The organism is Clostridium psychrophilum, assembly GCF_018861705.1.
In the GTDB taxonomy this organism is placed as follows: domain Bacteria; phylum Bacillota; class Clostridia; order Clostridiales; family Clostridiaceae; genus Clostridium_AD; species Clostridium_AD psychrophilum.
The window spans coordinates 1-13,910 of the sequence record NZ_JAHLEC010000089.1 but is presented as its reverse complement, the minus strand read 5'-3'; the positions used below and the strand labels follow the sequence as shown (position 1 = coordinate 13,910).

The following is a 13,910-nucleotide window of genomic DNA, read 5'->3' as shown; positions in this document are numbered from 1 at the left end:
AACAAATAAAGCAACATTAAATTTCTTCAGGATACATTTTCACTTTTCAACCCACATTCTAAATCCTAATATTTCCATTATTGTTTTTTCATAAGTTAGTTAACACTATCGAAACAAAAAACCATAAATTACATTTTAAACAAAAAAACTACCTAAAACGGTAGTTACGTCCTAGTTTTGTTTATAGACAGGATGGTTTAGAACTGTCTTATTTAAGTTTTATATTAACAAAGTTTACTATATCATGTCGAGTATGTCAAATTAAGACCAATGAAGTTTATGATTTTTTCAAACCAAAAGCGCAACAAGTATTCTTACCACATAATAATCAACTAAAAAAATATATTTATAGATTATATGAAGTTACAAAATAAAAACTGCCACAGAAATAACTTCCATGGCAGTTTTCATTATATTTATCAAATTATACGTAATATTTTAATTAAGTATGTGAATTTTCAAGTATCTTACACCCCAACTACATGCTTCCTCATTAGTGTTAAAAAACAAATCAATAACTTTTCCTTGTATTGCAGACCCAGTATCAGCTGCAATAGCATTGCCGTAACCTTCAATATATAATTTTGTTCCTAATGGAATTAGACTAGGGTCTACTGCTATGGTGCTATAGCCACTTGCATTACGTACAGCCTTTCTTCCGGAGGCTGTACTTGCTCCGTTTGTTGCAGAATATGCAGTGGATTTAACATAGAGAGTCTTTCCAGATGTATTTGATGATCCTCTGGAAGGAGATTTTTTAGTAAATTTGGGAGTAGTACTGACTTTAACAACTTTTATAGATGATTTAGTATTAATTACTTTTACAGTAGAATTTGAGGACTTACCTCTTGAGTACGTTTTAGCAGGTAAATTACCTTGAACTATAATTTTGTTCTGAGGCTTTTTAACTAAAGTTTCTTTAACAACCTTCCTGCTTTTTTCTTTACCATTTTCATATGTCACATTTAAAGTAATCTTTTTTTCGCCTTTTACACCAGTTTGGGAGACGTTACTTTTAGATTTTAACAAAGTATTATCTTTTTTAAAAACTGTATTAAAATCGATTGGACTTAATTGTTGTATAGTTTTTGTATTAATTCTTGTTATTTTAATATCCATGTTTTTAGATAATTTGGATTTAGCAGAGGGAGAAACCCTATCACTTGAGGCTATTGAAATTTTTTGAGCAGATAACATTTCAGTAACATTTTTTTCAGCAGACTTGATATTAAGTTGTTTATTGTCTACAAAGACTTTAATATTTATTGCACGATTTATAGTAATGATGCTATTATCAATTATTTTTGAATTTAAAGGTTTATTTATTTTATCCTTTACACCTAAACTAATATTAGATTTGTTTAAAGCGTTGCCTAATGTTTTTTGATAAGTTACTAATTTACTCGGACTACCATCTACAACAACTGTAATAACCTTTCTTAGAGTACTCATGTAAATACCTAAGCATGCAATTATTGTTATTAGCATAAATCCAATCGCTATTCTTGTCCGTTTATTTTTAATAAATTTAATAATAATAATCATCTCCTATTATAAATATCAGTATAAAGTATTTTTTTATATAATAGATATTTAATATTTTAGTCTATTTTTAAATATACTTAACTACTTATGTCAGATGCTCAAGTTACAGTATTTCTAAATGATAAAGATCTAAAAACACTCTCAAAAGATGCATGAGAAGTAGGGGATTCATGTGTGCCATACCAATATATGGTTCGCCTAATAATTGTAATAACATTATAGCATGTTTATCTTTATGTGGCAAATGAGTGTCAATGCAAATATACAAAGTATGGAAAAATCGTCGCCATAATGCATGTATATGTTTACAAAAGCTGGAATAGTCACAAAGTGTTCATAAAACTGACTTATTTGACTCTTATTCTAACTTGTTATAAAGTGTTATAATTAAGGTATCATGTAAAATTTTATTTAATATAATTCTAGCTATTTTAGAAATATTATTTGGATGGAGGCAATGTTTTGAAATTAAAGGAGTTACAAAATATATTATTCAAATCATCTTCTAATCAAATGAGAATAGAGGGACAGAAGGCTTTTAATAGTGGCCGTGTTACCAAGATTAAAGTGAAAAAAATAGACGATTTATATAATATATATGGAAATGTTAACAATAGCACTAAATCAAGTGAATTTAACACGTATATAAAAATAGATTTATTAAAGAAAAAATTAGATAGTATAAAATGTACTTGTCATGATTTCAAAGCACTTTCTACAGAAGGTTATTCTTTTATGTGTAGTCATTTAACGGCGACAGCATATAGATTTTTTAATTTAACTATCAAAAACAATTCTTCTAGAAATGTAAAATCATATAAGATTAAGAAGAATAATTTAGATAAAAAAACTTTAAATAGAAATATAAAGTTAGTTCGCATCGTTTCAAAAGGGCCAACATATTACGAGGCACAATATGAAATAGGTAAGGAGAAAGTGAAAATCAAACCTAATGAATTGAGAACTTTTCTAGAAAAACTTAATTATAAAAAAATTAGGTTGAATTATGATGGCTTTGAGTTTGAAGCACCGATAGTAGATAAAAATTTACCAATAAGTTTTACAGTCAAAATACGAAATAATTACTTTGTTCTGACTACACATAAGGAGTTCCCAATATCTCTAAATGATGGGAATGATGTGTATTTATTTAATTGGACGCTATATTTACCATCTCAAAATCAAATTAAAAGTTATATTTCAATATGTAAAAAGTTAAAAGAAAATGGGGAAATTTTATATCACGCTAATATGGAGAATTATAATAAACTTATAATAGTTCTAAGCAACATTTCAAATGATGTAAATATTAGTAAAAACGTGAAAACCTTTGCGAAAGATTTTATGAAGCCAGAGTTTTATATTTATAAAATTGGTAGTGATATTTATTGTGACTTAAATATAATTTATGGTAATAAGAAAATTTCCATATTAAAGGATAACAAAATTGAAAATAATATTATACGTGATTATAAAGAAGAAGACAAAATATTTATGAAGTTAGAGAAGTTTAGATTTATAAAAAGAGATAAACGGTTATTGTTTATAGGTGGCGATGATGAATTATTTAACATTTTAAGTAAAAATGGAAATAATTTATATTCTCTTGGAAATGTTACATTTGGAGACGGCCTTAAACAAATGAAAATATATGATTCTACGGCTATAAAAGCAGAGATTAAGGATAACTATAGTTATTATGAATTTTCTTATGGAATAGAGGGCATAAAAGATGGAGAATTGAAGGATGTTTTTTCCTCATATAAGCAAAAGAAGAAATTTTATAAAACCAAGAATAATGACTTTCTCGATTTTGCAGACCCAGGTTTTAGTAACTTTTTTGACCTAATATGGGTATTAAATACAAATGAAAAATCAGAAAATGGATTAATGCATCTAGGAAAAGCTAAGGCACTATACTTAGATGCGAAGATAAAAGAAAACCATCTTGAATTTATTAAAGGATCCAAATTTCTTGAAAACGTAGAAAATACTTATGATTATCTAAACAAAAAAGAGATAAATATACCAGTGAACTTAAAGGCTAAACTAAGAGGATATCAAATTGATGGTTTTAAGTGGCTTAAAAGTCTAAGTATTTTAGGTTTTGGTGGGATTCTAGCAGATGAGATGGGTCTTGGCAAAACTATTCAAATAATAGCTTTTATATTATCTGAGCAAAATACAAAATCTATAGTCATAAGTCCAACATCACTTGTTTATAATTGGAAGGTAGAATTAGACAAATTTGCACCTTGTTTGCGAGTTGCAATTGTGCATGGAAGAAAAAGTGATAGGATTAAACTAATTAATAATTTAGAGGATTATGATATAATATTAACAACATACGGAACTTTGAGGATGGACATAAAGTTATATGATAATATAACCTTTGATAATTGTATTATAGATGAAGCACAAAATATAAAAAATTATAAAGCACAAAACGCAAAAGTAATTAAAGATGTTAAAGCAAAAGTAAGATTTGCACTAACAGGAACTCCAATAGAAAACAATTTAACAGAACTTTGGTCTATATTTGATTTTATAATGCCGGAATATTTATTTACAAAAGAAACATTTGAATCAAAATTCATTTATAGTAAGGAATGTAATTTAGGAGAACTTAGGTCATTAATTAAACCTTTCTTATTGAGAAGAACTAAAAAAGAAGTGCTTAAAGAATTACCAGATAAAATAGAAAAAAAATTTATAGTTGAGATGACGACAGCTCAGAAGTCCATATATAAATCTTATATTAAGTTTGTACAAGGAGAAATGAAAAATAATGAAGGAAAGAAAATTGAGATTTTTTCTTATTTAACTAGGCTAAGACAAATATGTTTAGACCCTTCACTTGTAGTCGATGAGTATAATGGTGGAAGTGGAAAGCTAAAAATTGCAACAGAGCTTATTCAAAAACATATAGGTGAAGGGGGGAAGGTATTATTATTTTCCCAATTTACATCAGTACTTAAAAACATAGGAAAGGAATTAAGCGAGAAAGGAATTTCTTATTTTTATCTGGATGGGAAAACAAACTCTAAAGATAGAATTAAATTGGTAAATGAATTTAATAACAGCCAAGATAGATTAGTATTCTTAATATCACTTAGGGCAGGGGGAACAGGTCTTAACTTAACATCAGCTAATTTAGTTATCCATTTTGACCCCTGGTGGAATCCTGCAGTAGAGAATCAAGCAACAGATAGAGCTCATAGAATCGGTCAAAGAAATGTTGTTGAAGTAATTAAGCTAGTTGCTAAGGGAACCATTGAAGAAAAAATCATTTCATTACAAGAAAATAAAAAAGATATAATAGATAGTGTAATTACAGGAGAACTAACTAATAGTGAGTCTCTAGGAAAGCTTACAAAAGAGGAACTTCTTGAGATTCTTAGGCCTTAGATATGTGAGTATATAATGCAAAAAATAAAATTATATGGAGATGTAAGAATGTATGTAGAATTTAATAACCAAATTATTGAAAGTAATGTAGTAAAAGGTATAATTGATAAAAGTACAGAGTTTAAAGTAGTTAAGGACATGAGTAAAGGAACAAAAAGGGACGATGTATTAGCTTTTAATTTAAGTATAAAAATAAATCATTTAAATGACTTATTGAAAAATAAATGTAATTTAGATGATTTAACTGAAGATGAATTATTTGAAAAATACCTTTTATTGTCTGAAGAAATAGCGAGAGAAATTAAGGAATATGTTCCTGAGGGTGCCGTATTAGACATAAAAGCTTACAAATGGAATAAATCAGATAATTGTATAAAACTTATTATAATTATAGCAACAGAAAATACCACGGAACTTAAATTAAAGGATACTATGAGGAAACTTATAACGCAAATAGAATAGTAAACAGTGAAAAGGAGTACTAAATTAAACTTAGTACCCCTTTAAATCATCTCCTGGGTCACTGTAACATCTCTGAAAGAGATGCATTAACGACTTCTGAAATGTCGTTAAATTGCTGCATTTTTGCAATTAATATTATCTATAGATTTTTCAATCACTTCTGACTTGTATTCTTTGCATAGCAATGCTCTAATATATCCACGATCATTATTGGTTGATTTTATATAAAAACACCTTCCATAATAAAATCTAATAAGTGAAAACATTCTAGATGCAGTATGAAGATATAAGCAGGTAACGCCTAGTTCTACCATTGCAATATCAACTGCGTTCATTAGTATTTTACCAATACCATTATTTTGATGAAGAGATGAAACACCAAATCTGCTTAAATAAGCACTATGATCTGGTTTAACTTCAATTCGCACACTACCAATAACTTCATCGTTTGATAGAGCCACAAAAACGTTAGTATTTTTTATAGCTTTATATACATCATCATATGTCTCCTCAAAAGGTGCAACCAAACCCCTAATTCCCGCATTTTTGGAATACAACTTAAAAGACTTTTTTGCAAGTATTCGTATTTTTCCAATGTCACTAGTGACAGCTCTTCTAACTTCAAAGAACATTTTGTCCATTTATCTACCCCCATTATCATATTTTTATAATTACGATTAAATTGACAATATATTTAATAGCGATTACAAGTTTATAGTGTTAAGGTGCCATAGAAATAATATCCAGTCCTGTAGTTTCCTCAATCCCAAACATAATATTCATGTTTTGTACAGCTTGACCTGCAGCACCTTTAATTAAATTATCAATAGCAGATATTACTATTACTCTATTTGTACGTTTATCTACCTTTATTCCAATATGACATAAATTAGAGCCTCTTACCCATCTGGTTTCAGGTAAACCATCAAGAATCTTTACAAAACAATCATCTTTGTAAAAATCTCTATATAAAGATATAAGTTCACTAGTCGATATGTCTACAGCAAGAGAACTATAACAAGTTGATAATATTCCACGATTCATAGGTACTAAATGTGGAGTAAAACATATCTTAATATTATTGTCCTTTGAGGCTTTACTAAGTTCTTGTTCAATCTCTGGAGTGTGTCGATGACTAGCAACAGCATAAGCTTTAATTGATTCGTTGCATTCTGTAAAAAGTGATGCAATATTTGCTGATCTACCAGCTCCAGATACACCTGATTTTGCATCAACAATTATAGAATTTGGCTGTATCAAATTGTTTTTTAAAAGTGGAGTAAGACCTAAAATAGTAGCGGTAGGGTAACAACCTGGGTTAGCTAAGAGGCTGCAACCTTTTATATCTTCTCTATTTAATTCAGTGAGGCCATAAACAGCCATTGGTAGAAGGTTTGCACATTCATGTTTCACTTTATACCATTCTTCATATTCATCTTTAGATTTTAATCTAAAATCAGCACCTAAATCTATTACTTTTACACCAAGGAATAGTGCTTTCTGCGCTATTTTAAAAGTTTTCCCATGAGGCATAGCAGTAAAAAGAACATTTATACTAGATAATTTACTTATAGCGGTTTCCATACTGACACAAACATCTTCTATATAACCATAGAAGTTATTATAAAGCTCATTATACTTAATTCCTGCATAATTATGTGAAGCATAAAATTCTACATTAACATTTGGATGCTTGTATAAAAACCATGCCAGTTGTTCACCAGCATAGCCAGTAGCACCTATTATACCTGCTTTTATCATATCGTATCACCTTGCCTTCAATTTTTGTTAATAAAAAGTATTATACAATAAAAATAAAAATAAATCAATATCATATTGAATATTTATTCATAATGATGTATAATTATTCAAAAGGTTGTACATTCAAACAAATAGTTGTACAATTAATAAAACTTTATTATTGGCTTGGAGGCTACAATGAATATATTAAATAATGGCACAAACAAAAAAGATTTTTTGCAAATGAATAAATACGAGGGTAAAACCTTTGTTATAAAATATGGCGGAAGTATAATGAGCAATGATGCAGCTAAGGAAGCTTTTGTAGACGATATAGAACTTATGACAAGTGCCGGCATAAAAGTTGTTATAGTACATGGTGGAGGCCCTTTGATTAGCAAATGGGTAAAGAAAACTGGCGGTGAAAACAAGTTTATAAATGGACTGAGAGTTACAAATAAAGATACTATGGAAATAGTAGAGATGGTACTCTCAGGCAATGTTAATAAAAGATTATCTTCAATCTTAAGTCTTAGAGGGTTAAATGCTATAGGTATAAGTGGTAGAGACAGTAATTTAATTCAAGCTAAAAAGAAGTACATTTATGATGATAACAAAAAAATTGATATAGGTTTCGTTGGAGAGGTAGCAAAGATTAATACAAAGGTATTACTTACCTTGCTAAAGAGCAAGTATATCCCAGTTATATCTCCTGTAGGCGTAGGATGTGAAGGAAATAGTTATAATATAAATGCAGATTATGCAGCGGCAGCTATTAGTGGAGTACTTAAAGCTGAAAAGCTGTTAATTATGACAGATATAGATGGTGTATATACAGATATAACGGATCCAACAACTCTTTTATCGTCAATAACAGTTGCTCAAACTAAAGAATTTATAAGTAAGGGTATGATTTATGGTGGAATGATTCCAAAGCTTGAGTGTTGCGTTGCTGCAATAAATAAGGGAGCTAAGAATGTTCATTTAGTCGATGGAAGAAAAAAACACGGCTTATTATTAAATATAATTAAGGATAGTGGAACTAAAATTATAACAGCGAAAGGAGCAATTTAATGGAAGAAAATAATATAATGAACACTTACGGAAGGTACGATGTTACATTTGAAAAGGGACTTGGATGTAAAATCTATGACACAGAGGGTAATGAATATGTGGATTTCGTCTCAGGAGTTGCAGTAAATTGTCTTGGACATAGTAATCCTGCGATTATAAAGGCAATAACTACTCAAAGTAGTAAGCTTATGCAGAGTTCTAATTATTATTGGAATACTCCTCACAAGTTACTTGCAAAAAAATTAATAGAAAACTGTGATCATGATAAAGTATTCTTTTGTAATAGTGGTACAGAAGCTATAGAGTCAGCACTTAAGATAGCGAGAAAATATGGATCATTAAGTACAACTAAAGATAAAAACGTACTTATATATATGGATGAATCTTTTCATGGTAGAACTATGGGTTCGTTATCAGTTACTGGTCAGGAAAAATATCAAAAGGATTTCCGCCCACTAATTGGAGGAACACAAAAGGTACAATTTAATGATGTAGAAGATTTAAAAAAGAATGTTAATGACAAGGTATGTGCTGTAATAATAGAACCAATTCAAGGAGAGGGCGGAATAAATATCGCAACAATAGAGTTCTTAAAAGCAGCAAGAGAGTTGTGTGATAAATATGATGCTCTATTAATTTTTGATGAAGTACAATGCGGAATGGGACGTCTTGGAAGTCTTTTTGCTTATAAAAAATTTTCTGTTATTCCTGATGTAGTAGGTATTGCTAAGGCTCTTGGTGGTGGTTTTCCAATTGGGGCAACTATTACTAATAAAAAAGCTTCAACTGCTTTTGTGCCAGGTGACCATGGAAGTACATTTGGAGGAAATCCACTTGCATGTGCGGTTGGCGTTGCAGTTTTAACGCAGCTTGTAGATGGTGGAATTATAGATAAAGTTGATGAAAAAAGCGCTTATATAAAGGCAAGATTACTTAATATAAAAGAAAAATATGGTGTTATAGATGAAATAAAAGGTATAGGGTTATTAATTGGAATAAAACTAAAAACTGATACAAAGAAATTTTGTAAATTATGCTTTGATAAGAAATTGCTCGTGATTGCAGCTGGAAATAATGTGGTAAGATTACTTCCTCCTCTTAATGTTACAAAGCCTGATATTGATGAAGCATTAGATATTCTTGAAGCAGTAATATCTAAAATCTAAGAATTAGGGTTACAATATAGGCGGTGATAATTTGGATATTAAAGAACTTATAAAGGAAAATGTTGGTATTATAAAAGAACTGAGGATAAAATTAAATGCTAATGCTGAGTTAGCATTTAAAGAGTATAAGACTCAAGATATCATCGTTAATTTTTTAAAAAATATAAATATAGATGCTCAGAAAATTGTAAACACTGGAGTGGTTGCAACTCTAAACATTGGTGATAATTGCATTGCGGTTAGGGCTGATATGGATGCATTGCCTGTAAAGGGAGTTTCTCATGCTTGCGGTCATGATTATCACATGGCAATTGTTTTAGGAACTGCATTTATACTTAAAAAAATAGGCTTTAATAAAACGGTAAAATTCATTTTTGAACCAGGTGAAGAAACTACAGGTGGAGCGGATCTAATGATAAAGGCTGGCGTACTAACGAATCCAAAAGTTAATTGTATGATTGGATTTCATGTGTGGCCTAATGTACCAGTTGGTACATTAGAAGTTGCAAGTGAAGCATCAATGGCATCAGTAGATGATTTCCATGTGAAATTCACAGGTAAGGGTGGACATGCTGCTACTCCACATTTATGTAAGAATCCAATGTATCCAGCTATGGAATTTATTCAAAGCACTAATATACAATCAAAAATAGAAAATAACCCGCTGGATTCACATGTAATCACTTTTGCATCTATTAAATGTGGAAATGCTAATAATGTAATAGCAGAAGAATGTGATGTTTTAGGTACTGTTAGAACCTTCAATAATGAACTTCGCAATAAGTTATATGAAGATATATTAAAGAATTCCAGGTTATGTGCAGAAAAATATGGTTGCAAGGTTGAGTTAAATTATGATTTTCAATATCCTCCTTTAATTAGTGATGAAAAACTAACTAATAGTTTTATTGATACTACAAAAAAACTTATAGGCGAAAATAATGTTTCACCATTAGAAAAATCATTTACATCAGATGACTTTGCATTTTTTTCACAAAAGGTTCCCTCAGTGCACTTTAGACTAGGTATAAAAGATAATAAAAAAGGTATCCACTTCCTTCACTCTCCAAGCTTTGATGCCTCTGAGAAAGCTATTTTCAATGGGATTTATGTAATAACAAATTTTATACTTTCATTAGAGTATTAATGTAGATTTAACTTAAGTTTTAAAATATTAATGGATGAACAAATATCGTTTAAATATAAAATAAGGCCTGATACTATAAACTTAGTATCAGGCCTTAACACATCTAAGAGATTAAATTATGTTAAAGTTATAATTAAAATTAACGATTATATTAAGATGATAAAAAAACTTAGTAATTTATGAATTATAAATTAACATAGCATCAAAAGTTAGTAATTTTATAACAAAAGTAAAATTTAGGTTGGGGAGTGATGATTAATGAAATGTTTAAATGACTTAAAAATGGTTCAAAAACTAGTCTCGTCTTTTGTACTGGTAGCATTATTTATAGGGGTAGTTGGGTTTATAGGACTGTCTAACATGAACAAAATAGATGGAAATCTTAAAAACATTTATAATCTTGATTTGAAGGGTGTTGAAGATGTTGTAAATATAAAGGCAAATCTATTAGAAATTAGAGGAGATTTATTGTTGGTTGCTGATCCTATAAATAAAGGTGATTTACTAAAAAACAAAGGTGATATTGCAGGTCTTGAAGCCATCAATAAGAGTCTTATAATAAGTTATAAAACTACTATTACAACCAATTTAGATAGGCAACAATTCACAGAATTTGAAAGATTACTCCAGAATTATAGTACGGGTTATAATGAATTAATTAAACAAGCTGATGTCGGTGATTACAAAAAAGCAAATGCACTTATTTTGAGTCTTGCAAAAAGCAGAGTATCGATGCTCATATCGCTACAGAAAGAGCTAGATTTAACTAAAAGCATGGCAAAAGTTGATTATGATAATAGCCAATCATCATTTAATAGTGCATCAACTAAAATTTTAGTAATAACAGTTCTAGGATTATTTCTTGCAATTACTCTAGGTTTAATAATAGCAATATCAATTTCAAGACAGATAAAGAAAGTAGTGCTAGTAGCAGATTCTCTTTCTGAGAACGATTTATCAAAAACCGTAGATATTAATAATAAAAGTGAGATTGGAATGTTAGCAAGCTCAATAAATAAAGCTGTAAGAAATTTAAAAATGTTAATTGGCGAAATTTCAGAAAGTGCAACAGATATTAGTGCAACCAGTGAGGAACTATCTGCTACTACAGAAGAAATATCATCAAAAATGGAACTCGTTAATGAATCAGTAAAACAGGTATCAATGGGGGCAGAACAGTTAAGTGCTACAACACAAGAGGTAAATGCTACTACAGAGAGTATTGCAGAGAATGTGGCTGAAGTTACTGGTAGAGCAAATGATGGAAATAAACTTTCAAATGACATAGAAGTAAAAACAATTAAGATTAGAAGCGGTGCTGAAGATAATCTCAATAATACTAATAAACTATATGCTGAGAAGCGAGAAAAAATATTAAAGGCAATTGATGAAGGGATGGTTGTAAGTGAAGTTAAGATAATGGCAGAGGAAATAGGAGATATAGCAAGTCAGACAAATCTTCTTGCACTTAATGCTGCGATTGAAGCGGCGAGAGCAGGAGAACAGGGCAAGGGGTTTGCCGTAGTTGCTGACGAAGTTAGAAAATTAGCTGAAGAGTCAGAAGTGGCAGTTAAAAGAATTCAAGAAGTAACTGAGAAAGTTGAAAAAGCATTCCAAAATCTTTCAACAAATGCTAAAGATGTATTGAGTTTCATGGTTAATAAAGTTAAACCAGATTATGTATTACTGGTAGATATAAGTAAGCAGTATAATGAGGATGCTGTAGTTTTTAATAAGATGTCCTCAAACATTGGAGGTTCAATGAATATAGTAAATGAGACTGTATCTGAGATTAAAAAGGCAATTGAAAATGTTTCGGCTACAGCGGAGGAATCAGTTGCTAGCTCAGAAGAAATACTCACAAGTGTTAATGAATCGGTTATGGCAATTAGCGAAATAACGAAAGCATCTCAAAGCCAAGCGATACTTGCTGAAAAATTAAATGGTATGGTCCAAAAATTTAAACTGTAAAATAATGGTGCAAAAAGAACGTAAAACCTATAAACTTTTATAAGCTTATAGGTTTTTTAATATTAATCAGCATAATATTTTATATTTTATTTATTATAAAGCAAAACAACAACGTTTATAATGTGAAAATATTATCAATATTTAGACATATTTAGTATATTTATAAATTTATGTTTTAATAGTTATGATATTTCTGTTGAAAAATTCACTGGGATTTTTTATAATTGTTTTAATATACAAATGTAATTATGAATATAGGTTTGTAATTATTATGTTATAATATATATAATGAAAGGTATTTGAATATTAGAGGGAGGAAACACATAATGGGTAGACTTGTAAACTTAACATTTAAGTGTTTGGATAAGTATCCAGGGTGCATAAAATGTTTAGTCCAATAAAGAGCACAAAAGTTTATGAACAGGTAATAAAGCAAATAAGGAGTATGATTGATGAAGGTACCCTTAAAAAAGGAGATAAACTTCCATCAGAGAGAAATTTAGTACAACAATTACAGGTGAGTAGAGCCTCCATTCGTGAAGCACTCAGAGCATTAGAAGTTATTGGTTTAATTGAGTGCAAACAAGGAGAAGGCAGCTATATAAAAGCAAGTTTTCAAGACAATTTATTTGAGCCACTATCGATTATGTTTATGTTAGAGGGAAGCAATAAAGAAGAGATATGGGAGCTTAGAAAAATTATGGAAGTGGAGGCTTCAGGTCTCGCTTCAAAGAGAATAACTAGTGTGCAATTGGATGAATTAAGAGAAATCACTGAAAGATTCATGAAGTCTGAGGGCGAAGAGGAGGCTATTACTGCTGATATAGACAAAGAGTTTCATTATAAGATTGCAGAATGTTCCGGAAATATTTTAATATTTAACATTCTTAAAACTGTTTCTACGCTTGTAGATCATTTTATTGTTGATGCAAGAAAATTAATAATAGTTCACGAAGGAAATAAGAAAATACTTTTTTCTCAACATAATGCGATTTATTTAGCTATAGAGCAACATAGCTCTATAGCTGCAAGGAAGGCAATGCGAGAACATTTAGATTTTGCAAATAAGTATAAAATTGAAAAAAAAAACAAAGCAATATAAAATTTTAGGTGAACTTAATATGAGGGTAATAATAGTGCTCTCATTTTTATTTTTTACGAAGCAATTAAACAAAGTTAACTTTTTAACAATCATAGAAATATTCTAAATAGTGTGTTATTATAAACGTATAAATTGGTCAGACCATTTGACCATTAAAATTATGTTTATAATTTCTATACAAAATATGATAGTGTTAACTAACTTATGAAAAAACAATAATGGAAATATTAGGATTTAGAATGTGGGTTGAAAAGTGAAAATGTATCCTGAAGAAATTTAATGTTGCTTTATTTGT

General features: G+C 29.6%; 10 protein-coding genes. 7 read left to right on the top strand and 3 right to left on the bottom strand.

The features are described 5' to 3' along the window. Positions 1-438: 438 nt before the first annotated feature. Positions 439-1,488, bottom strand: a complete 1,050-nt coding sequence (locus KPL38_RS14755; protein ID WP_216289909.1) for a resuscitation-promoting factor — start codon at positions 1,486-1,488, stop codon at positions 439-441. 519 nt (positions 1,489-2,007) lie between these two features. Here KPL38_RS14755 and KPL38_RS14750 point away from each other — a divergent pair. Both KPL38_RS14750 and KPL38_RS14745 read left to right on the top strand, forming a co-directional pair. Then, positions 2,008-4,953: a DEAD/DEAH box helicase gene (locus KPL38_RS14750; protein ID WP_376769039.1), complete on the top strand. Its 2,946-nt coding sequence runs from the start codon at positions 2,008-2,010 to the stop codon at positions 4,951-4,953. A 48-nt stretch (positions 4,954-5,001) separates the two neighbouring features. Next, positions 5,002-5,415: a hypothetical protein gene (locus KPL38_RS14745; protein ID WP_216289908.1), complete on the top strand. Its 414-nt coding sequence runs from the start codon at positions 5,002-5,004 to the stop codon at positions 5,413-5,415. Between the two features lie 107 nt (positions 5,416-5,522). On the opposite strand, the gene KPL38_RS14740 is transcribed toward KPL38_RS14745, so the two are convergent. Further along, a complete protein-coding gene (locus KPL38_RS14740) occupies positions 5,523-6,056 on the bottom strand; it encodes a GNAT family N-acetyltransferase (protein ID WP_216289907.1) in 534 nt (177 codons plus the stop codon). A gap of 79 nt (positions 6,057-6,135) precedes the next feature. Next, positions 6,136-7,176 (bottom strand): N-acetyl-gamma-glutamyl-phosphate reductase, encoded by a 1,041-nt coding sequence (gene argC, locus KPL38_RS14735; RefSeq protein ID WP_216289906.1) that lies wholly within the window; start codon positions 7,174-7,176, stop codon positions 6,136-6,138. A gap of 177 nt (positions 7,177-7,353) precedes the next feature. Here argC and argB point away from each other — a divergent pair, with 177 nt between their 5' ends. The 5 genes from argB (at position 7,354) to KPL38_RS14710 (ending at position 13,615) form a co-directional block, all read left to right on the top strand. Then, positions 7,354-8,229, top strand: coding sequence for an acetylglutamate kinase (argB, locus tag KPL38_RS14730; RefSeq protein WP_216289905.1), 876 nt, complete (start codon positions 7,354-7,356; stop codon positions 8,227-8,229). Then, positions 8,229-9,395, top strand: coding sequence for an aspartate aminotransferase family protein (locus KPL38_RS14725; protein ID WP_216289904.1), 1,167 nt, complete (start codon positions 8,229-8,231; stop codon positions 9,393-9,395). Before argB ends, KPL38_RS14725 begins: the two co-directional genes overlap by 1 nt. Positions 9,396-9,426: 31 nt before the next feature. Then, entirely contained in the window at positions 9,427-10,542 is a 1,116-nt protein-coding gene (locus KPL38_RS14720; RefSeq protein WP_216289903.1) for a M20 metallopeptidase family protein, read from the top strand. 258 nt (positions 10,543-10,800) lie between these two features. Next, positions 10,801-12,513, top strand: coding sequence for a methyl-accepting chemotaxis protein (locus KPL38_RS14715; protein ID WP_216289902.1), 1,713 nt, complete (start codon positions 10,801-10,803; stop codon positions 12,511-12,513). Positions 12,514-12,898: 385 nt separating this feature from the next. Beyond that, a complete protein-coding gene (locus tag KPL38_RS14710) occupies positions 12,899-13,615 on the top strand; it encodes a FadR/GntR family transcriptional regulator (RefSeq protein WP_216289901.1) in 717 nt (238 codons plus the stop codon). Positions 13,616-13,910 lie beyond the last annotated feature (295 nt).